16 protein-coding genes are annotated in these 22,633 nt (G+C 61.9%); 4 read left to right on the plus strand and 12 right to left on the minus strand.

The window, feature by feature from the left end; genetic code table 11:
• The first annotated feature begins 32 nt into the window (after positions 1-32).
• Positions 33-419 carry an ester cyclase gene (locus EX20_RS25560; protein ID WP_034195152.1) on the plus strand — a complete coding sequence of 129 codons (387 nt, stop codon included), beginning with the start codon at positions 33-35 and terminating at the stop codon, positions 417-419.
• Positions 420-474: 55 nt separating this feature from the next.
• Here EX20_RS25560 and EX20_RS25565 read toward each other — a convergent pair whose 3' ends face one another.
• Positions 475-1,629 carry a porin gene (locus EX20_RS25565; RefSeq protein ID WP_011882406.1) on the minus strand — a complete coding sequence of 385 codons (1,155 nt, stop codon included), beginning with the start codon at positions 1,627-1,629 and terminating at the stop codon, positions 475-477.
• A 389-nt stretch (positions 1,630-2,018) separates the two neighbouring features.
• Here EX20_RS25565 and EX20_RS25570 point away from each other — a divergent pair, with 389 nt between their 5' ends.
• Together EX20_RS25570 and EX20_RS25575 are read left to right on the plus strand one after the other, a co-directional pair.
• Entirely contained in the window at positions 2,019-3,122 is a 1,104-nt protein-coding gene (locus EX20_RS25570; protein WP_034195153.1) for an OpgC domain-containing protein, read from the plus strand.
• Between the two features lie 61 nt (positions 3,123-3,183).
• Positions 3,184-4,104, plus strand: a complete 921-nt coding sequence (locus tag EX20_RS25575; RefSeq protein ID WP_034195154.1) for an alpha/beta hydrolase — start codon at positions 3,184-3,186, stop codon at positions 4,102-4,104.
• Between the two features lie 89 nt (positions 4,105-4,193).
• Here the strand turns inward: EX20_RS25575 and EX20_RS25580 are convergent, their stop codons facing one another.
• The 11 genes from EX20_RS25580 to EX20_RS25620 all read right to left on the minus strand — a co-directional run bounded on the left by EX20_RS25580 (position 4,194) and on the right by EX20_RS25620 (position 20,979).
• Positions 4,194-4,526, minus strand: coding sequence for a cupin domain-containing protein (locus EX20_RS25580; RefSeq protein WP_011882409.1), 333 nt, complete (start codon positions 4,524-4,526; stop codon positions 4,194-4,196).
• Positions 4,527-4,595: 69 nt separating this feature from the next.
• Complete coding sequence (locus EX20_RS25585) at positions 4,596-6,074, minus strand: sensor domain-containing diguanylate cyclase (protein ID WP_034195155.1); 1,479 nt, start codon at positions 6,072-6,074, stop codon at positions 4,596-4,598.
• Between the two features lie 311 nt (positions 6,075-6,385).
• Positions 6,386-6,655 carry a PAAR domain-containing protein gene (locus EX20_RS31405; RefSeq protein ID WP_224056530.1) on the minus strand — a complete coding sequence of 90 codons (270 nt, stop codon included), beginning with the start codon at positions 6,653-6,655 and terminating at the stop codon, positions 6,386-6,388.
• A gap of 128 nt (positions 6,656-6,783) precedes the next feature.
• Complete coding sequence (tssJ, locus tag EX20_RS25590; RefSeq protein WP_011882412.1) at positions 6,784-7,425, minus strand: type VI secretion system lipoprotein TssJ; 642 nt, start codon at positions 7,423-7,425, stop codon at positions 6,784-6,786.
• Between the two features lie 46 nt (positions 7,426-7,471).
• Entirely contained in the window at positions 7,472-8,488 is a 1,017-nt protein-coding gene (gene tssG / locus EX20_RS25595; protein ID WP_011881747.1) for a type VI secretion system baseplate subunit TssG, read from the minus strand.
• 62 nt (positions 8,489-8,550) lie between these two features.
• Positions 8,551-10,365: a type VI secretion system baseplate subunit TssF gene (tssF, locus tag EX20_RS25600; RefSeq protein WP_034195156.1), complete on the minus strand. Its 1,815-nt coding sequence runs from the start codon at positions 10,363-10,365 to the stop codon at positions 8,551-8,553.
• 16 nt (positions 10,366-10,381) lie between these two features.
• Positions 10,382-13,918 (minus strand): ImcF-related family protein, encoded by a 3,537-nt coding sequence (locus tag EX20_RS25605; RefSeq protein WP_034195157.1) that lies wholly within the window; start codon positions 13,916-13,918, stop codon positions 10,382-10,384.
• Positions 13,918-15,207, minus strand: coding sequence for a hypothetical protein (locus tag EX20_RS25610; RefSeq protein WP_034195158.1), 1,290 nt, complete (start codon positions 15,205-15,207; stop codon positions 13,918-13,920). The genes EX20_RS25605 and EX20_RS25610 overlap by 1 nt, the downstream gene beginning before the upstream one ends.
• A 20-nt stretch (positions 15,208-15,227) precedes the next feature.
• Entirely contained in the window at positions 15,228-17,204 is a 1,977-nt protein-coding gene (locus tag EX20_RS25615; protein WP_014725202.1) for a T6SS effector phospholipase Tle3 domain-containing protein, read from the minus strand.
• A gap of 7 nt (positions 17,205-17,211) precedes the next feature.
• Positions 17,212-18,081 carry a T6SS immunity protein Tli3 family protein gene (locus tag EX20_RS31410; RefSeq protein WP_230939056.1) on the minus strand — a complete coding sequence of 290 codons (870 nt, stop codon included), beginning with the start codon at positions 18,079-18,081 and terminating at the stop codon, positions 17,212-17,214.
• A gap of 414 nt (positions 18,082-18,495) precedes the next feature.
• Entirely contained in the window at positions 18,496-20,979 is a 2,484-nt protein-coding gene (locus EX20_RS25620; RefSeq protein ID WP_034195159.1) for a type VI secretion system Vgr family protein, read from the minus strand.
• A gap of 289 nt (positions 20,980-21,268) precedes the next feature.
• Here EX20_RS25620 and tssC point away from each other — a divergent pair, with 289 nt between their 5' ends.
• Complete coding sequence (gene tssC, locus EX20_RS25625) at positions 21,269-22,591, plus strand: type VI secretion system contractile sheath large subunit (RefSeq protein WP_034195160.1); 1,323 nt, start codon at positions 21,269-21,271, stop codon at positions 22,589-22,591.
• Positions 22,592-22,633 lie beyond the last annotated feature (42 nt).

The following is a 22,633-nucleotide window of genomic DNA, read 5'->3' on the forward strand; positions in this document are numbered from 1 at the left end:
AACCGGAGGACATACGAGGAGGCATTGCCATCATGACCGAATCCGACCTCGCGATCCGCTATCGCGCATACATCGACTGCCTGAACCGTCAGGATTGGGCGGCGCTGGGCGACTACGTCGCCGACAACGTGATCCACAACGATCGGCCGCTGGGCCTGGCCGGCTACCGCGTGATGCTGCAGCAGGATTTCCGCGACATCCCGGATCTGCGTTTCGAGATCCGGCTGCTCGTGTGCGAGCCGCCGCGCATCGCGGCGCGGCTGCGCTTCGCGTGTGCGCCGCGCGGCACGTTCATGGGGCTGGCCGTCGACGGCAGGCGCGTGACCTTCGCCGAAAACGTCTTCTACGAGTTCGACGACGGCAGGATCCGGCAGGTCTGGTCGGTCATCGACAAGGCCGCGATCGAAGCGCAGCTGTGATGGTCGCGCGCCGCCGCGGGCGCAGCGGCGGCCGGCGCTGCACTGCGCTGCCCGCTCAGAACTTGTGGCGAATTGCGGCGCGCACCGCGAACTGGTTCGACGACGACGACGGCCCGTCCGTCCCGACGACATAGCCGCCGTCCGCCGCGGTGCCGGTCTTGTCGCCGGCCACTTTCTGCCAGGCGCCCTGCAGATAGACGTCGGTACGCTTCGACAGGCTGTAGTCGGCCATCAGCCCGACGGTGTGGTACTTCGGCTTGAACGAACCGGCCGCAGCGTCGAACTTGCCGTCGGTGTACACGTACTGCGCGCCCAGATAGAAATCTGGCGTGAGCTGGTACTTGCCGTTGACCTCGAAGTTCTGGAACTTGGTCGCGCTCAGCCCAAGCCCCGAGAACGTCGATGCCGGCAGGTAGACCGTCGACACCGGGTTCTTCACGTCCGTCTTCGTATAAACGAAGCCGACCGTCGCCGGGCCGAACGTGTAGTTGATGCCGCCGCCGAAGATGCGCAGGCGGTCGGCGACGAAGTTCGCGTCGTCGGCGGCGATCGCGCCGGCGTTACCGGCGCCCGGGTTGTTCGCCTGCAGATACGCGGCCGCGACCTGCAGCCCGGCCAGCGAATACTGCGCGCCGAGGCTGTACTGGCGGTTGTTCGAGAAGCCGGTGCTGTTGCTGAAGCTGTAGGTGCCGCCGAACGTCAGGCCGTTCCAGTCGGCGCTCGCGTACTTGACCGTGTTGTTGACGCGGAACGAGTTGTCGGTGTTGTCGTTGTCGAACGGATGCGAGAACAGCGTGCCGCCCCAGTTGCCGTTGGCCGTGAGCGGCGCGAGGTAGTCGACGACCGAGTCGTACTGGCGGCCGAAGCTGAGCGTACCGAAGCGCGATTCGCTGAGCCCGACGAACGCCTGGCGGCCGAACATGCGGCCGCCCTGGCCGAGCCGCCCGTTGTTCACGTCGAAGCCGTTTTCCAGCGTGAAGATCGCCTTCAGCCCGCCGCCGAGATCCTCGCTGCCCTTCAGGCCCCAGCGGCTGCCCTGCGCGTAGCCGCTCGCGAGCTGGTAATTGGTCTTGCCGAGCCCGTTGACGTTCACGTTGTTGGTGTAGTTGAAGCCTTCGTCGATCAGGCCATACAGCGTCACACTGTTCTGCGCAAGGACCGGCGCGGCGCAAGCGGCCAGCGCGGCGGTGAGAATGACGTGCTTCTTCATGACGAATCTCCGGAGCCTGGGCCGGGTTGGTCGAGCAACCGGCGCATGTTTGGTCTGTTGTTTACGTGGCCCGCCGTGCGGACGACGCGGTGTGCGGCCGCGTGAGGACAAAATGGTGTCACGTCGGAAATCGTCCGTCCATCGGGCTGCGGGTGCGCGGCGCAAACCGTTGCGCTCGTCCAACTGCGTACTGCGGCGTACTGCGCCGGCGGCCCGCCGCGGCTTGCCGGCGTTGGCCGGACGGGCCGCCATCCGCGTAAACCCGGTGGCAGCGGCATCGGTGGCACAATGCGCATCCGTTCGCCATTTCTTCACGAAGTCATGCTTCACCCCGATTCCTGCGCGGCACGTGCCAGCCGCGCATGCGGCGGGCGCCGGGAGGCGCTCCGATGACCGCGCCGGCCCGGGCCGGCCGCTACGCCGAGCTCGATTTCTTCCGCGGCCTGGTGCTGCTCGTGATCGTCGTCGACCACATCGGCGGCAGCATCCTGTCGCGCGTCACGCTGCACGCGTATGCGCTGTGCGACGCGGCCGAGGTATTCGTGTTCCTCGGCGGCTTCGCGACCGCCATCGCTTACAACTCGCTTGCAGAGCGCCACGACGAGGCAGCCGCGCGCCAGCGCTTCATCCGGCGCGCGTTCGAGATCTATCGTGCGTTCCTCGTGACGGCCGGCCTGATGCTGCTGATCACGGCCATGCTGAACGCGTTCTCGATCGACGGCCCGAACATGCCGACCAACGATCTCGACGGCCTGCTCGAGAAGCCGCTCGTCGCGCTGCGCGACATCCTGCTGTTCCGTCGCCAGCCGTATCTCGCGTCGGTGCTGCCGATGTACGCGTTCTTCGCGCTGCTGGTTCCGCTCGCGCTGCCGCTCGCGCGCGCGCAGCCGTGGCTGCTGCTCGCGTTCAGCGGCTCGCTGTGGTACGCGGCGCCGCATGCCGCGCGCTTCCTGCCGACCGTCGAAGGCGTGCCCTGGGACTTCAACCCGTTCGCGTGGCAGTTCCTGTTCGTGCTCGGCGTGATCGCGCGCTGCCAGCCCGTCTACCAGACGCTCGCGCCGAAACCGCAGGGCTGGCTGCTCACGGCCGTCTCGCTCGCGATCGTCGCCGCGGGCGCGTACTACCGGCTGCGCATCGAGCCGTTCCCGACCGATCCGTCGATCAAGCAGAACCTCGGTGCGCTGCGGCTCGCGAACTTCGTCGCGATCGCGTGGCTCGCGGCCAAGCTCGTCCACCTCGGCTGGATGAAGAAGGTCGCGCATGCGATGCCGTGGATCGGCACGATCGGCCGCCAGGGGCTGCTGTGCTTCGTCGCGGGCACCGGCATCTCGCTCGCGGTCGACTCGCTGCTGTACCAGGCGACCGAAGGCTATCTCGACGTGCCGCTCGGGCTGACCGCCGATGTCGTCGCGATGGGGCTGCTGTATCTGGTCGCGAAACTCTATGGGCCGCTCGTGTCGCGGCTGCCGTCGCCGTTCCGTTCGCGACGATGACCGGCCGAGCCGTCATGCGCGGCTGCTACGATAGCGGTCGCCTCCATTGAAACGCTTCGCCATGCGCCGCTTCGTCCTGCCAATCACCGCCGTGCTGCTCGCCGCCACGCTCGCCACCGCTCACGCCACGCCCGGCGGGCCCGCGGTGTCGCCGAGCGCGTCGCCCGCCGCGGCTGCGCCGGCCGCTCAGGAATCGGCGCTCAATCCGGGCAGCAGCATCGCGCTGCGTTCGTTCCGGTCGGCGGCGCTGAAGCGCGACTGGTCGTACACCGTGTACCTGCCGCCCGGCTACAACGCGGAAGGCGCGCGCTATCCGGTGCTGTATCTGCTGCACGGCAACGCCGGCAACGCGAACGACTGGATCACGCAGGGCCGCCTGCAGGTCACGGCCGACACGCTGATCGAGCGCCACGAGATCCCGCCCGTCGTGATCGTGATGCCGCAGGGCGGCACCGACTGGTACGTCGACCGCAAGGAGAAGATGCAGAGCGCGTTCCTCAACGATCTGCTGCCGGAGGTCGAGGCGCATTTCGCGGTGTCGAACCAGCGCGCGGGCCGCGCGATCGGCGGCGTGTCGATGGGCGGCTTCGGCGCGCTGCGCTTCGCGCTGCTCGAACCGGGCCTGTTCTGCGGCGCGATGCTGCTGAGCCCCGCGATCTACGCGAACGAGCCGCCGCTGAATTCCGCCGCGCGTTATGTGGGCGTGTTCGGCGACCGGCAATTCGATCCGCGCGTATGGCACGAGCTCAACTATCCGGCGCTGATGCGCGCTTATTTCACGCGCACGTGGCGCGTGCCGATGTTCATCGCGGCCGGCGACGACGACCTCACGATCCAGGCCGAATCGAGCCTGTTGTACACGCAGCTGCGCCGCGCGCAAAATCCGGCCGAACTGCGCGTCGTCGACGGCGGGCATACGTGGGACGTGTGGCGCGGGCTGCTCGGCCAGGGGCTGAGATACGTACTCGAATGCGTGAGGTAAGGACGCGGGATCTTGCGCGGGCCGCCCGGCATCGGCGCTGGCACCGGTGGGCGCAGTCACGGGCCGATCGCTTGCGGCAGACCTGCGCGTCAGCGTTCGTGATAGACGGCGAGCCATACGGACGGCTCGTCCGGATGCGTCCATGCGACCCGATGACGACAGTGCGGTTCGATCAGCAGGTAGTCGCCGGCGCGCATCTCGAGCCGCGACCCATCGGCTTCGAACTCGAGCACCGCCGCGCCGGACAGCAACGCCACCCATTCGGCGCGCGTATCGTCGTACCAGAACCCAGCGGGACTCGCGTGGCCCATCGACACGATTCGCTCGATATCGACGCGCGCGCCGTGGACGAGCACGTCGACCTGCTCGTCGCTGCCGCGGCTTGCTTCGGGACTGAACAGGTTGCCGGTGTGAAGTTGCATCGTCTGATCCTCGTGTTCGCCCTTGGGTCAAGGCGGTTGACGCTCACTGTAGCCCACTGTCGCGCAGCGTCATGTCGACGGCCGGAACGCCGCAACCTTGTTTCGCCCGGTCGCATTCGCGCGGTATAGCGCCCGATCCGCGGCCTTGATCATGTTGTCGGCTTCCTCATCGCGCTCGGGCGTCCAGCTGGCCAGGCCGATGCTTGCGGTCACGTGCCCATGCTCGCTGCCGACGTGTTCGAGCGCCAGCTCGTCGATTGCCGCGCGAATGCGCTCGGCGATCCGCGCGGCGCCCGGCTCGGGCGTGTCGGGCAACAGCACGACGAACTCCTCGCCGCCGTAGCGGGCTGCGCTGTCGACCGGCCGGCGAATGTTGTCGCCGATGCAGCGCGCCACCGCCGCGAGCGCGTCGTCGCCGGCCTGATGACCATAGGTGTCGTTATAGGCCTTGAAACGGTCGACGTCGACGAACAACAGCGAGAACACCGAGCGCGCGCGCCGTGCGCGACGCCATTCGCGCTCCAGGACTTCCGCGAAGCTGCGGCGATTGCCGAGGCCGGTGAGACCGTCGGTGCGCGCGAGCAGCACGAGTTCCGATTCCGCGCGCATCCGATGCCGCAGCTGCGCGCCGAGCATCACCGACACCGCGATGAACGCCGCACCGAACGTTGCGACCAGCGCGCCGATCGTCGCGGCGCGGTGCCGCCACGACGCGTAGATGTCCTGCTCCGCTTCGGCGACCATCACGATCAGCGGCAGCTTCGGCAGATGCCTGAAGTAGTACAGACGGCGCACGCCGTCGAGCGACGATTTTTCCGAGAACACGCCGTCGCGCGCGGCCTGGAAGCGCCCGAAGGTTGCCCCGCGGCTGACGTCGCGGCCGATGGTTTGCGCATCGTATGGCTGACGCATCACCACGACGCCGTCGTCGCGGATCAGCGACATCGAGCCGTGCTGTCCGAGCGACAGGCCGGCAAACAGCTGGTGGAAGTATTCGAGGTTCAGTGCGATGAGGACGACGCCGGCAAACGAGCCGTCCGGATTCGAGATCCGCCGCGTGAGGCCGATGCTCAGCGCGCCGCCGCGCAGCCGCGACGCGAACGGATCGCTGACATAGAGCCCGACATCCGGATGGTCGCGGTGGACGGTGAAGTACTTGCGATCGGCAAAATTGCCGCGGCGCGGCACGTCGGTAGCCGAATCGAGGACGATGTTACCGTCGGCATCGAGCACCAGCATCGAGCCGAGAAAGCGCGCGGTCATCGCGTTGTCGAACAGCACTGCGCGGCGCACGCTCGGCGGGGCATTCATCACGTCGGGACGCTTCAGGCCGTCGATGACGGCCTGCAGCGACAGGTCGTAGAGCTCGAAGTTGCGTTGGATGTCGCGCTCGACGATCAGGCCGAGGTTGCGCGACGTTTCGCTTGCCCGCTCGAGCGCGTCGGTGCGGCTCTGGAACAGTTGCAGCACGCACAGGCCCATGAGCGCGCAGGCAACCGCGATGCCGATCACGACGATGGTTATGGGAGCCGCCGGCCTCGACTGCATGTGTCTCCTTTGCGACGGAACGGGTGCGTACGCGCATGCCTCGATTACTTCATACTAAAAAAGGTGCGGGCGCAGATCAAGCGGCGGAGTTAGTTGGTGCGTGGGCGAGGGTTGCGCGTTGGGGCCGGCGCCGGTTGTATTTTTTTCACGCGGATCGAAAATCGTTCAAGTGCGTGAAGCGGGCGATCTGTGCGGGGTGGGCGGGTAAGCGTTGAACTTCGGGGGGCTGATGCAGATCGGTTTCGATGGCGTTTGGTGCACCCATGCCTACCGGGGCCGCATATGACTAAGTGAGACTCCCGGCCGCCAGGCTATTCGCCGTAGTACGACGTCGACCGGGCAATGACGCGATTTTCGCCGGGCGGACATGCGCACATGACGATGTCGCCGTCGAGTACACCGTGTGTATTGCCTACACCCCACGTTTTCGCCGTACCGAAAATCGACCCGGTCTGGCCGCAACGGCCGCAGGACGCTCGGCCCATGTGATAAGCATAGGGTTGTCCGTGGTCCAGATCGGACTCGTCACCATCGAGCACGTGACCGCCCGTTGTCGTTGCATTGCCTTTCAGCGCCATCATTTTGTGCATTTCCCGCTACCTCCGATTTTTCCAAGCCCAGTCATCTGCTATCCGGCCGATCCAGGATCATTCGGTAGCCCGATACACCGCATCTCGTTGCGCCGCTCAAGATCGAATAGCGTAATTGCTCAACCCTCATCCTGCGTACCGGGCTGCACCGACGCTTTCGGCTTCGGCGCCGGCGCGCTCTGCTGCGGCGCCGATCGCACGATCGGCCGGTCCTTCGCGTCGACCAGCACAAGCGTGTTGTCGCGCACCTCGATCTTCACCGGATCGGTCTTTTTCCACTGCTTCTTCGGCACCGCCAGTTTCCACACCGCGCCGTCCCACGGCTCACGGAAGAACGCCACGACGCCGACCACCTGCGCGTCCGGGTTCATCGGCTCGACCACGCTGGCGCTCGCGCCCGGGCGCAACACGACATCCTTGGTCGCAAGCAGATCCGCCTTCAGCACATCGAGATCGTTGGTCTGCAACTGGGTATAGTCGAGCTGCTCGAAGGTCTTCGCGTCCTTCAACTGATAGAGCCTCACCACCGTCGACAACGGCTGCCCCGCTGCGTTGGCATTGAGCGACGAGCGGGCGACGAGGTCCAGGTTCATCGTCTTCACCTGCGTCGTGAAGGCCCATTTCGCAGCGTCCACCGTGCTGTCCTTCACGGCCTGGCCGACGCCGCAACCGGCGGTCGCAACGACCACCACGGTGGCCACTGCACCGGCCAGGCTTCGTCCAATCGGTATCCTTAAAATGTTCATCTGATTGTTGTCCATGTTTCGAGTTCTGCGTCGCGTTGTGCCAGCGAATCGTATTGCGGGCTTATACGGTTTCCGTCGCCCCGCTCCAGCGCCCCAACTGCACCCGTGTCACGCGAGTGGGTCCGCGCCCTACCGCAGGCGGCGACCCGAGCTGCGTGGTCAGGCCGAGGTTCGCCTGACCGGCGGCCAACAACGGTTCCGGCATCAGGTCAGGATGCACCTGCATCTCGAGCAGCGCTTCGCTTTCGTAGCCGAGGTAGAAGCGCAGCAACGCGGTGATCTGTCGGTATGCCGGTTGCCCGGGTACCAGCGCGGTGACCGATTCGCGCGTGTGCGGCGTGATCACGATGCGTACCGTGTTCGCCCGATCGTAGAATCCGCGTCCGAGCAGACATTGTTCGCCGAGCGCTGCAGGCTCGAAATCGTTGACGGTACGCCACACCGGATAGAACTCCTCCACGTCGATCGCGGCATCCGGTATCGCATGTGTCAGCACGCCGGCGAGCCCTTCCGCGGTACGCGTCTTCTGAGCGGCTAGTCCGAGCATCGACAGCAGCGTTCGTGCACCAACGCCCTGCGGCAGCCCCCAGTCAGGCGCATGTGTGTCCGGCGACCGGAACCCAAGACCGACAAAGCTGAGCACACCGCGGGAGACCGTGTCGAAGCCATCCGGCCGGAAACCGGCCGGATAGCGATACTTGCGCCAAATCCGGTAGAACTGCGTCGCAATACGATGGTGGAACAGGTCCAGGAACGCCGACAGCGGCTCGGCGCCGTCGCGGTTCTGCGCCACTTCGTCGACGAAGTACGTCGGCATCCGCGCGTCGACGCCGTACAGACCGAGGAACGTCGTACGCACCGCAACCGGCTTCGCCGGATCGTCCGCGTCGTATTCGACTGCATCGATCTCGCGCGCCGGAAACCCAAGTTGGCCACGTGAGCGGAACCGGACCGGATCCGTCGCGGGCGAATCGGTGGCGCCGAGCGGCGCTGCATCGGGTGACGCCAGTTCGATCAACGCGCAGAAGCGATAGAAATTCATCCGATGCGCCTGATCCAACAGCGCCGGCAACAACATCCGGTCCGCGTGGGCTGGCGGCAGGGTCGTCAAGCTGCGTTCCGACCGGGTCGGAAGTGCGTTCAAAACGGCGCTCCTTCGCCCTTCGTATCGGGCCATTCGAGCCGCTGACCGGTCGGCTGCGACACGATGACGAGCTTCGTGTACAGGTTGACCGTCGCATAGAGGCCGAGGAACCGGTTCAGCATGGCGCCGAACAGCTCGAGATCGCCGTTGCCCGCGAAACGCGTGCTGTCGATCGTCACCGCAATCTCGACGCCGCGCATCAAGCCGCCCTTCACGAGCTTCTGCAATGGCCGGTGACGCACGTCGGTGATCGCCTCGATGCGCCGCCGGTTCAACTCCCCGTCCGTCCAGTCGTACAACGCGAGCGAGCCGCGCAGGATTTCCGCATCGAGCAGCGACAGATAGTTCGGCGCCAGATGGGACAGCACACGCCATTGGAAGCGATCGCCGGTCGGCGGGTAGACCGGCAGCGTCGGTGCGGTCAGATTGCGCACTGCCGCGATGTTGGTGAAGCCCGCGCGCATCCGCGTGATGCTGGCATCGCGCAGCGCCTTGCGCGGCAGCATGCCGTTGGTGCCCGTCACCGACAGCGACAGCGTTTCCGGGGGCAGCGCATGCTCGCTTTCCCAAGCGTGGCCGCCCAGCACGACCCACGTATCGAACCGTCCGGAAGGCGCGCGTCGCACGTGCGAATGGAAATATCGCTCGGGCATCGTATGGCGCAGCATGCCGCCACGATGGCGGAATGCCGCGAACGGCGCATATTCGAAGCGTCGGCCGCGATCGATGCCGTGCACCGCGTCGATCGAGTAGATATCGACCAACGGGCCGTGCTGCTCGCGCGCCCGTACCCGGTATTCGGTCTCGAACTGCGTGACCTTGACCGGATCGGCCTGAACGGGAAACAGGTTGATGATCGGCGTGCAGTAGAGCCGCACGTTCTGCGCGTTGAAACGCATGTCGTCCTGCCACGGCTTTGCCAGCACGATCTCGACGTCGACATGCGGCGCGGACGGTGGAAGCGCCTGGATGTCGAGCCCGAGCAGGTCGACGAACATGAACTTCTCGGGGAACGTGAAGTACTCCAGCAGCAATTGGTAGCCGCCGAACGCGTTGTCGGCCTTCGGCCACAGACGTTCGTTGCCCGCGTAGCCGGCCGCCTCGATCCGAAGCCCCGGTATATCTTGAGGCGCACCGGGGCGATCTTCCGGGAAACCGGGCACACGCACGTGCATTGCCAGCGGTTTCGCCGTCAACGCGGCATGCAGTGCGAGCGCAATCGGCCGGTCCGCGTCGAGATACAGCCGCAGTCGCGGTACATGCAGTCGTTCACGCTGAGCTTGTGGCTGAATCGCCAGGCGCAACCGGATGACCGAGCGACCGTCTTCGCGCGCCCACGCGCCTGCGTCGGTGAGCGTGATCGGGTAGAGATCGATCGGCTGCGTCGTGCGGTACACGCATTCGACGTGTGCGGGTGCGCCGTCTGTGTGGCCCGTCGCGATCGGTCCGGACGTCACCTCGAGGCCGGCGCCGAGCGTCTCGTGCTTTTGCAGCGCACCCATGTCCGGCGTGAGCTCGAGGATCGACAGCGACGGAATCATGCGCAGATAGTGCGGCCACAGCATGCTGACGAGCCCTTCGGTCAACTCGGGCAGCTCGTCGTCGAGCTTGTGACGCAGGCGGCCCATCAGGAACGCGAAGCCTTCGAGCAGCCGCTCCACATGAGGGTCGCGCTCGCCTCCGCGATCCAGGCCCAGCTCGCGCGCGCGATCGGGAAATGCATCGGCAAACTCCCGGCCGGCGTCGCGCAAATAGCGCATCTCCGCCTCGTAATAGCGCAGGATCTCGTTATCCTTGATCGGATTCGTCATTCAGTGTCCTGTTGTGTCATTCGGGCAGCGCCCCGCCGGGGATCGGCACGGACGCGTGGCGCGCCGCGGCGAGCGCGCCCGGCGGAAGCGGCGGCGGCTGCAACGCCGTACCGGCCGCTCGGGACGGCGTCGTTCGGGGCACAAAGACGCGTGAAGGCAATGCGAACCCGCGCAACGCCAGCAGTTCGAGCGGCCCCTTGCCGACATCGGTACGCATCAAATAGGTGAGCGGATACGCCAGCGATGCCGGCGCGGGAGCGAGCGGCGCCTGCGCGGTCAACGACTCGCCATCGTCCGTCTTCGCGGCGCCTGCCTTCGACTGCGGCGCCTGCGGCGCGGCCTGCCAAGTGATCAGATAGGTGGCCGTATCCACCGGGCTCACGTGTGCTCGCTCCAGCAGCCGGACCAGCGCCCACCGGCCGCCGAATTCCATGTTCAGGTTCGTGCCCGCTCGCTCGGTCTGCCATTCGAGACGCGTGCCGGCCTTCTGCGGCTCGTTCGACGGCCACGTGAACGTCTGCCACGTCTCCTGCTGGTTGTAGTAGTGCAGCTTTTGACCGTCTACCGTCAGGCGCGTGTCCGTCACGCCGAGGCTGGGTACCGGTTTGAGGTCGAATGCGTACTGCGGCTCGCCCTGCGCCAGCAGGTGATTGGCGATCCGCTGCAGCATGTTGATCGCATTGAGAAAGGCCGGATCGATCGTGCGCGCCGCGCTGCTCGCGCCCGAACCGCTCGATGCCGGCACCCATTGGTCGCCCTGCAACGTCAGCACGCCCGCCAGCTGCGTGGCGAGGAACGAGCCGACCAAGCCGCCCTGCGGTCGCAGGAAGCGCGACAGCTCGGGCAACGATGCGTCGTTGTTGGTGTTGGCGAACGGATAGCGGCCGGCAAACGAGCGGTTCCAGCTCGCGACGACGGTCTGGCGCCATGCGTCGTTCAAGCTCGCCTGTGCCGGCTCCAGAATGGCCTGAGTGGCTTGCGTGACCGGCTGCACGAACAGCGACTGCCCCATCCCCGCCCACTGCTCGCCGAGACTGGCGGCGACAAGCTGCGCATAGGCGAGCGTGTCGGCCAGTTCCGAACTCTTGCCTTGGAACAGCGACTGCGCGACTTGTCGCGACTCGCTATCGGCGTCCGGGCTGTCAGCGATTTGTTGCAGCTTCAGACGCAGCATCGTGATGCGTTCGATGAAACGCTGCAGGCTCAGGTCGCTCGTTGCGCCTGCCGTCGCAGCGTTCCCCGGTGCGATCAGATGCAACACGGGGCCGAACGACACGCCGAGCGGGCCGGCCGGGTCGGGCGCGGCCGGCTGCGGCGCATTGTCCTTGCTCGCGAACATGTTCTGCGCCTTGTTCACCAGGGTGTCGGACAGCGATGTCTTCACGACGCCCGCTCCGCCCTGGAACTCGAGCGACTTCATCAGCGAGATCACCGGCGACTGCCGCGAATCGGCGATGAGTTTCAACTGCGCGACGGCGGCCGGCAAGGTCCGCGCCGGTTCGCACGTGATGCTGTTCATGAAGGTTTGCCAACGGTCCGCATAGTCCGCGAAGTAGCGCGTGCGCAACGACGCGCGCAGCGCCTCGGGCGTCGCGGCCGACGCGTTGCGATTGGCGCCGGTCGCGCCGAGCACCCAGTCGGCCGTCACGCCATTGCGTTTCGCCATGTCGTCGATCGCGGCCTCGATGGTCCCGTCCCATGCCTGACGCGTGTACGCGCCGGGCACGCTGGCCGTGGTTTTCAGCAGTCCGCGCGTGTCGGTGCCATCGGTCAGAGACGCGAGCGTCTGGTCCGGGTACTTGCGACCGACCGATTCGAGGATGCCCTGATAGATCATGTCTTCCGAGTTTTTCACGCCGATCACGGCGAGCAAGGTCTGGCGGGCGCCCGCGACGAGCTCGTCACGCGCGGCGATGCGCCAGTCGGGATGCGCGCCGAGGTGCTGCGCGTAGAACGCCAGCAGCCGCTGCGACAGGTCGAGCTTTTCGCCCGGAGACAGTCCGATGCCGCCGTTCCAATGGCGCACCAGTTGCGGCGTCATGAACGCCGCATCGGCGCGCGACGGGTCCGCCATCATCAGGTACGTCTTGAGCGTGGCGTGACCGTCGCGAGCGAGGCGATTGACCTGGTCATCGACTTGGGCGGTCGGCATCTGCGTGAGATCGACCAGTTGCCCTTCGATGTCCTGTTGCACGGGCGCAAGCAGTTGCGGGCGCGCTTCGCGCACATAGGGCTTCCATAACGCGGTGAGCACGTCCTGATCGTGATTCAGGCCGAAGCGCGAGAACAGCGTCGGACGCTCGACGCGCGCTTCGTAGAACTCGATGCGCTGCTGGAGCGCGAGCAAGGCGCGCAGACGGGTCGCCGGACTGTTGGCGCCATTGAACGTGCGAAGCACGTCATTCGTCAGCGCCAGGCCGCGGGCATTCGTCAGGCCCGAGATGAGCATGCCGGCGCCCCACAGTCCGACGGCCGCCAGCGCGATTCCCGAGACCATCGTGAGAGGATGCGTCGCCGTACGGCGGCCCGGCGTACGCTTGGCTGCATCGGTCAGATAGCGCCACAACGGAAAGTGAAGACTGTCGGTGCCCGTTGTCGTCGCTCCGGATGCCGGCCACGGTGCGAACATCACACCGGCAACCGGTTGGGCACGACGTTGCCAGTCGGACAAACTCGCGATCCAGCGAGCCAGCGGTGCGCTACGCGTATCGAGACGGGTCGAGAGATCTGACGCGTAGCGGTCGGCAGGGTTGTGCGCGAGCTGGCCGACACTGACGTCGGCCAATCGATTGCGTAATTCGAGTAGCGCGGTTTCGACGGCGGATGCATCGCTCGCTCGTGAAAGCTCGCAGCCATTCACGGGAGTGTCCGCACGATGAACGGCATCCGAACCCGCAAGGTCGAGCACAAATACTGGCGCGGCCCACCTCAGCAAGTTGCTGATGCGCGCGAGGTGGAGGCCCCAGGGGCTGCTCGTGCCTCGGACCGAGTCGGGCAGAATCGTCGATTCGTCGAGTACCAGCACGATTGCATCGATGGGGCGGGCGGTGCGATGGCGGCGGATCTGCGTCAACCACATATCGTCGACCCTACCGTCGGCCTTGATTTGCGCACACAACAGCACTGCGTCGTCGGCAAGGAGCCATCCCTGCTCGTTGAGTTCGGGCGAAAACCGCCCGATGGTCGCGGCGTCGCCAGCAACGAGGAACCACGGCAAACGATAGCGCCAGCGCAAGCCGTAACGCGAACGCAAAACCTGGGACAGGTCTGCCAGAGCGCGAGTGTTTTTGTCGGTGGCCTCGACCAAAGAATCGGCTTGCCGTACACCGGGCCAGCCCGCAAGTCGGCCGTCTGCGGAACGATGGCGCATACGCCAGCTCACGATTACACCGACGAGCACCAGAAGCGCAACGGCCAGCAGCACCAACCACGCAAGTCGCTCGGCATCAGCGGTATTGATCCCGCCCAGTTCCACGAGGAGCCATATGCCCAGAGCTGCAAGTGCGGTCGCTAGCGCCACAAAAAGGAGTTCAAGCCAGAATTTGCGGTCCATTAGAGACTGGGTTCAAGAGAAGAAGGTACGGCCGGACGAACGACCGACACAATGCTGTTGGCTTCGTTGTGCCTTGCCACCAGTTGCGGGCCACCAAATGACTGCGCAAACTCGACTGCACAGGCGAGCGCGAACCAGTCGGCAGCAATACCCGCGTCGCCGACGATACGGTCGACATTGTGTTCGCCCGGCACTTGCTGGCTTTCCACCAGGGCAACTTTTTCTGTGCGCGCCGCCGCCATCAACGCCTGTTGCCCGACCTTATCGAAGCCCGTATGCCACAGATGTTGAATGTCCGCTGGTTTAGCTTTGCCCCATTTCAACGCAAGCGACAACGCTTGCTGAAGCGAGGCAAGAGTGCCCTGTCTAGGACGATGGAGATACGCCGAGGCACCGAGTCGAGGACGCTCTCCGACGTCGTGCCGGGCCATTAGCAGCGCGATTGCGGCTTCGCCACTGCCAGGCGGCGGAGATTGAGTGACCAGGTCATGCAACTGAATGGTTACCAGCAGCATCGCGTAATCCGGATTGCTATCGGCCTGCCTGTCCAACCACCGGTCTAGCGACATCAGGCCTGGGATGCTCTGTTCGGCATCGAACGTGAACGCACGCAACGCGCGGGCGTTCCAGAACGACCGAAAATGTTGGCGAATATCGTCATCAAACGACGGCGCGTCGATGAATAGCGCAACTTTCAGTGGCAGAGCCGCAGGTAATGCGCCGATCCGGGGTTCGAGTGCATCGAGGATCCCGGAAAGGAGGTCCAACAACAAGACGCGTTGTCGATCCGCGTCGTACTCACGCGGCTCGGTTTCGATGGAAAACTCCGGTGCCGCAAACCAACGCGCGGCAACGGTGGCAGTTTTGTCCGGCGTCTGTTGAGGAACGAGAACGATCTCCCCCGAAGCGACTTTCGAAACCGGACTACGTGCATCGTGGACCGGAAATCGGCAGAAGCTTCCGAGCACGGCTATAGGCCGACTCTCCTCGTCAAACACGCCCGCGACATAGCGATCGCGTCGATCATTCCATGACGTGATTGCGCGCACCTTTCCGGCATGACGCAGGAAAGGGACGAGGGTCACGATAGCCGCCACCAAAAGCGGGACAATCACTATGGCAATCCAGAAGACGGGCGTCGCAGTAGGAAACCGCTTGGGCCAGACCAAGAGCGCAGCGGTACCGCCTCCCACCGTGCAGGCGACGAAAATAATCGACCAGACCAGCAGCGATGGCGGCTGCGGGTACGATTCGATGCGCGGAGGAAGAGCGTCGACATCAATAGCCATAGACGTCTAAGTAGTTGAACTCAAGATTTTGCATAAATCGACCGCGCGTGGACGTCACCGTTGGTTTCGCAGTCGACGCCCTCCGGGGCAATACCCGCATTTTCGTAGTCGCCACCTTGCTCGTATTCCGGATCTTCCTCGAGCCAATCAGCCATCTTTAGCAACTGTTTCCAGAAGGGGCGATCGGCGAAGCTGTCGGCACGACCTATGGGTAGGTCGTAGGCGAGAATGCGTTCGACGAGCATACCCCTCCCGTACTTTAGAATCGTGCTGTGATTGGTTGGCGTGGCGATTGTCGCCTCAAATTCATCGTTCACTTCTTTCGGTGTCTGGGGCCGCGAACGTGTCTGGCTTGATACGTCGTAAGGTGAAGTCGCCTCGGGTACATACTTCGGTTTATCTTCGTAAAGTTCCTTGTAGTATTTGTAATCGTCGTCGGTGGCGAGCGTCTTATGGTTTTCCAGTTCGTGATTTTCGTCGAAGTTATTCATATCGTATGCCGGCACAGGGTACGGAACCTTAGGACCATTGACGTTAACCGTCTCGTTTGGATCGATGGCGGTCAACTCATCCTTGACGCCCATGATTTTTGGAGGCTTCGGATTCCACGGCCCTCCTCCCTTGGACGGGTAGCGGGAGGTTTCCGCACAGGGTGCACCGCCCACTTCAGACGAGCGCATGAATTGCCGCTGATAAAGCACGCCCTTGTACTTGGCGAAAGGGTCAATCTTGGCGAAAGATTGAGGACGATCCGGATCAGGCAAACTCTTGCCCACGCCCTTCCAACCTATACTTTGAAGCGGCGTCGATCCCATCACGCGATCATGTGGCGAGAAGTAAATGAACACGCGCCCATGATTGTGATGGCTTGAAATCGCGTCGCCCTGAACAGGCTCCTCGGTCGGGATCGATGGGCTCCATTTGAGCTTGGCATCGGCCTGATCCTCGAGTACCAGTTCGGCATCGCTCTCCGTCCCGCCATGCTGCTCGCCCGTAGACATCCTGCCCGGTCGAGAAGACTGCATGACCGAAGCCTTGTCGAGCCAGCCGCCGACGCCGTCGAGTTGTTCGGGTGTCACCTTGGCCTCGGCGTCAGCCTGGGATTGCTGAAAGCGATCAAGCATATTGAAAAATGTCTTGACGCGCGCTTTTGTAGTAGGTGCCTTGTCTCCCATCTGGAAATCATCCATAGCGGTCTCATTAAGCCGGTATGGCGAGTTACACAGGAACAGTGTGTCCGGGACCTTCTTGACGTAAAACATCGCAAGGGACGCAATCATCGTACCTTGGCTGTGACTGACGACAGCGATCGTATCTTTGGGATGCTTGTCGTAAATGGTATCGATCAGCTTCGCGAGCCGCTTGGAGGCATTTACGTAGTAGGTGCGCTTGGGGCAGGCATTGAGTGGTCGGTCGCGCTCCGGATTAATGATTGGACTGCCGATATTGATACCAAATACGTGCGGGTTAAAGCCGTCGTACCACGACATACTCAGCGCGCTAGTCCCATTCTGGAAAGGGCCACCACCCCAATAGTATGTGGCACCACGGACATTCGGCGTGGATGGACGATGCGAATCTGGTCTGTATGAATACGCCGGGTAAGCGTAGGGAGCACTATTCGGCGTTATCTTCGCCTCGAGCCGGGTTTTGAGCGGAATACGCCACGGAAACGTTCCCGCATTCGTTTGGTCTTTGGGTGCACGATACCCCCAGTAAAATCTTATAACCGGACTATTTTTCAAATTCAATGATTTTAGAGAGCGAGGATCATCATTGGAAAACCCATTTTCCTCGAGATCACTTCGACCAAGACGCTCGTTAAGACCATTAACTATACCAACCTCAGCATCCCCAAACCACTCACCTTCTGAGTTGACACCGTGGACAAAGATGACAACGCACGGCATTGGGCGAGGAACCGGCACTAACGTAGTATTACCGTCACAGGGAACACATACCGATTCAGCCGAAAATTTTGGTTTCACGATTTCCATAATTTATTCACTTACTGATCGATATTTCATCCTTAGGCAACACCGGGCAAGTCCAATGAGTAGCCCCAGACGGAGATTTGATGCTTAATGGAATTTTCTGACGAGAGACAGGCTTACCATATCTTCCGAGAGCTGGTGGGGTGTTGCTATAATGCGAATCATCCGGATCCACGTTTTGATTAATATCTAGAACATAATCATATCGATCCGAGTATCCAGCCGGATCCTTATCATCAATCTTCGTAACATAAAGATCGCTCTCATTTTGAATTACCGCATAATGTGAGTCATCATTCCCCAATAAAAACCACTGAAACGTTTGCCCCCCATCATGAGAGTAATTGATGTGCAACAATCCACCCCTTACATCAGACTCCGACCTCGAGGGAATCGCAACATAATTCGACGAAGAACGGACGGCGTAATAACCACGATACACCCCGGTGTTTTCACCCCCCGTAAATGAAACAAGCGTTCGAACATTTTTGCTATCGTCATAGTAAAAAATTTGCCCATCCATTTGCCCGCCGATGCAAGGATGCCTGCTGCGAATCGTAATGTAGCGATTATTATCGATCCGATAAACCTCGTATTCGCGAAAGTCAACGGCGGAAGATACAGGTACATTCCGTTGCTCGAAACTAGCGCACGCCGCCAGTGCAAATGACACTAAAATAATCGGCGAAATAAATCCTCGCCTCAAAGAGACCACTTCCACCACTGCGATCAAACGAAATCGCACCATCATCGCCAATGAATCCAGCCCGGACGGAACATTTTTGAGAAATCCAAGCATTACCCCTCCTTTCCCAGCAGATTGATTTAACGCATCAACACGACCTTGCTCTGCATGAAACTCGCCGTACTTCATCACCATCAAACCACTCTCCCTCCGAGCCAATGCCATAGATGAAGATGAAATACACGGTATTGGTTAAGGAACAGCCACCAACGTCACATCACCGCCATCCGAAACACATGAGGACTCAGCCGCGAACTTTGGCTTCGCGACTTTCATAGTTACGTTATTCACCATGCGAGATTTTTTCTCTAGACGTCCGCTCACCGTCGTGAGAATAGTTGATATGCAAAAGCATTTCCCGTGTTTCCGAAAATGCCAGCGACGGAATGGCGACGTATTTTTGACTAGAGCGAATAGCGCAATAGCCTCGATAGAGACCATTACTCATTGACCCAGTGAAAGAGAGTGGCATCATCAACGCAGTCATGAACAATCGCTGCCTTCCCGCGATTAGGCCTACGTCACGCACGCGATTTTTAAATAATTTAATCACGATTTATCCTTACCGAGCAGTTCAATTCTGACCACTTCTGCGATCTCGCTTTGCGCAACGCTCGTTTCTCCGCTGTCATTGCTCACACCTTCAATCACCGCCCCGTTTTCCTTATGAATGCGGTAGCGCTGCCCCTTTATGACATCGTCAGGATGGCCGTCATAATGAAGTACGAATTTGCGTGAATTAGGCCCAGAATTGGCGAGCGGCGGATACGATTCGTGCAGACTTGCTGGCCCCTGCGCAAACGTCCCGGCGCGCTTGAAAATGATCGAGCCCGGACACCCCAGTTCAATATTGCCGCCCGATAGTTTGATATAAGCACCGCCAGACGAGATGACGACTGCGTTACGGGAGAACGCATGGAGCTCTCCTTCGACGCTGACGAGTTTCATGTCTTTCGCGGACGTCATCAGCACCTGGCCCGAATGAGCGATGGCCTGAATATCATTTTTCGCAGCTACGACCTTGACCCCTTCGTTCTGCGCGAAAATCGATACTGCGTTGGCGGCAGACAACGAGACGTTTTTCCCCGCACCAATATCGACGTTTTCGATCGCAGTTGCCGTAAGATTCGTCTTCGCGGACAACTGAAGGTGATCGCCGCTAGTGACGGCTACACCTTCCGGCGCAGTCGCCAATAGGACCGCACGCTGTAGGCGGTCCAATCTCTCGGCAAGCAACTGCCGCTGTTGCTCGACGGCGTTCACCTGAGCTTGGGCCGAACGGGCAGCTTTTTCGAGGCTTCGCATCAATTGCAACGCCTCTTTGAGCTGCGTCGAGGCCGCCTTCATGTCGAGTTGCTTGCCCTCGGCATCGGGCTGGTCGTCCGCCGAAACAAGCAGGCCTTTGCCCGCCCGGATTGCGCCGTAACCGGAAGTGCGAAGCTCAAATCCTTCGCCTCGATACTCCAGCCTCTGATTGACCAGATAGCCAAGATCGAGATGGCTCGTTCCCGAATGCTCGGTGCTGAGCTTGACGCCCTCCTGCCCCGCCCAGTCCTCCATCCGCAGTTTGTTGTTCGACTGCGTGCGGATCACGTTGCGCGACAGCCAGCGGCGATCGCTCGTCACCAGATCGCGCGCCTGACTGTGATGGTGGAAGCCGATGATCTCCGGCTTGTCGGGGTCCGCGTCCCGGAACGCGATCACCGCTTCATCGTTGTCCAGCGCCGGGAAGTGGAAGCCCGTCTGCAACTTGCCCGCGAAGGGCTTCGCCAGCCGCAGCGGCACGCTTTCCCCGCCCGCCGGCCAGTCCGCGAAGTCCACGTCGAATCGAACCGTGTAGTAGCCTGCCCCGGTCAGGTAAGCGTATTTGTACTTGTCGGGGCTCGTCACCCGAGCGCTCAGCGTCCCGGCAATCTTCGGCCACTTCGCGTCTTCGAGCTGGAGCCGGAAGCGCCGGTTAGCGGGAATTGCGATGTAGCTGTTCGAGTAAGCCCGATCGCGCGCGCCGCTATGCGTCACTTCGATCACCACCTGTCCGTCGGGTGCATCGGGCAATACCGTGTCGAGATTCAGCACGCGCCCGGCCTGCAGCGCCAGCACGTTGCTCTCGCCTTCGTACACGATCTGCCATGCGATCGCCGCTTCATGGCGCAGTTGCGCCTCCCATTTCGCGCCGTCCTGATCGAGATGGTGAGTGCCGTAGACGTAGGTCTGGCCGTACGTGGTCGGATCCTGCGGTGCAACGTTTGCGTCGTCCCGGAAACGCTCCCACGCCTGCTCGGGGTTGTAATCGGCCACGACAAACGACTGCGGCACGGTCACCGTATGCGTCTTGAGTGCGGTCACCGCCTCGGCGCCGGTCGCCTCCAGCCCCGCAGTCTCGCGATACGCCGCCGTCAAGTGCGGGTCCCACTGGTAATGGTCGACGTCGTCGGCAAACACCACCTGATCGCCATGCTCGGTCTCGACGATGTAGCTGTAGATGCCGGCCTTCTGCATCAGCATCTGAACATACGACAGGTCGTCGAGCTTGTACTGGAAGCGGAACAGGTGCTTCGGATACTCGCGGCGCAGCCGGAATGCGAACTGGTGGCCTTCCAAGCCATGGCTGCGCAGCACTGCCTCAATGATCTGCGGCGTCGTCTGGTGCTGGTAGATACGGCTGGTGCTCACCGCTTCCAGTCGCGCGAAGTGCGACTTCAGCACGATCTCGTACTTGGTGAAGTCCGCGGTGGTCTGCAGCGTCGAGAAGCGCGCGATAAAACCGGAGAAACGATGTGGCACACCATCGTCAGGCACGATCGTGCAGACCGCGTCGCGATTCAGATAGTCAGTGCGGGCCAGCTGCAGCGGATGCGTGAGCACCACTCGCACCTCGGTGGGATATCCCATCCGCTCGACCGCCATCACCGACACGACCGAGAGTGCAACCGCGCTCTCGGTCCCCGGCACCTCGAAGAAATATGCCTGACGCCCCGACACCCCGGTCAAGTCCGATACGAACCGCCTCGTATCGTCAAACAGGTTCGACATTGTTGTAACCCCGTATCCAGATAGCGCTGCTAAACACCTGCATCGCGCTCAGAGCCGAGGAAGAACAGTAACTACACTCGCACTTGTCGTGGAAGAGCGAGCGTGCATTACTCAGGCCGTTTGTTGTATTTGTCCGAAGTCTGACAATTGTTCACGTATTTCGCTATTTTTAAGATGTTTGCCATGCTATATGTCGCATTCCTCTGTTATCCGGCCATGCCAGATGCAACGTCCGATGAGTGAAGGCGCTCAGTGCGACCAATACGCCGACGCAAAATTTTCTTCTGAAATGCGCATAAATACGATTGCGTGCATCGATTCCGATTTGATCGATTGGTATCTGGCTGAATTGGACGATCAACTCGGCAGACAGCTCGATGCCATCCTCCACCACTGCGCATTTCAGACACTCGAATCGACGTGGCGCGGCCTGCAATTCCTGGTGGACCGGACTGATTTTCGACAAAACGTCAAAATCGAAGTGCTTGATGTCTCGAAAGAAGCGCTGCGTCAAGACTTCGAAGATGCACCGGACATCATCCAGAGTGGCCTGTTCCGGCTGACATACGTCGGCGAATACGACATGCCGGGCGGGCAGCCCATCGCCGCGATCGTCTCGGCCTTTGAATTCGATCACGGCGGCCCGGACATCGCACTATTGCGCAATATCTCGAAAGTCGCGGCCGCGGCCCATATGCCGTTCATCGGCGCCGTCTCGCCTGCGTTCTTCGGGAAAACCACGATGGAAGCCGTCGCAGGCATCCGCGATCTGCCGAGCTGGTTCGAGCGAGCCGAATACCTGAAGTGGAAGGGCTTCCGCGAAACTGAGGACGCACGCTACATCGCGCTCACAATGCCGCGATTCCTTGCACGTTTGCCGTACGGATTCGATACGACGCCCGTGCGCGCATTCAATTACACCGAGAATGTCAGGGAATCTGGTCGCAGCGCATATCTGTGGACAAGCGCGGCGTTCGCTTTTGCGGTCAATATCGTGCGCAGCTTCGTACGAAACGGTTGGTGTGTGCAGATTCGCGGCCCGCAAGCGGGTGGCGTCATCAATGACATTCCCGCGCATCGGTACAACCTCGGCGCCGGGCAACTGGGTAAGATTTCCACCGACGCATTGATTTCAGAAACTCGCGAGAATGAATTTGCCGATATCGGCCTAATTCCCCTTTCGTATACCCGTAATCACGATCAAACGTGTTTCTTCTCGGCGCATTCAACGCAACGGCCGCGATCTTACGATGCACGCGACGCCTCCGCGAATAGCCGGATCAATGCCCGCTTACCGTACATCTTCTTGCTGTCACGGATCGCGCATTACCTGAAGCTCATCCAGCGCGAAAACATCGGCACAACGCGCGATAGCCGATTGCTGGAGCTCGAGCTGAATACCTGGATTAAATCGCTTGTCACGGAAATGACCGATCCCGGCGATGAACTTCAGGCGGCACACCCGCTGCGGCAGGCCAAGGTCACGGTCGAGGACATCGAGGACAACCCGGGGTTCTTCCGCATCAAGCTATTCATCGTCCCGCATTTTCAGATCGAGGGCGTCGACATCAACCTCTCCCTGGTTTCGCAGATGCCGAAAGCGAAACATTGAACGCGTTCCGTCGCGCACCTCTACACCGCTACTTCCATTCCA

It is taken from the genome of Burkholderia sp. WP42 (assembly GCF_000745665.1).
Lineage (GTDB): Bacteria > Pseudomonadota > Gammaproteobacteria > Burkholderiales > Burkholderiaceae > Burkholderia > Burkholderia vietnamiensis.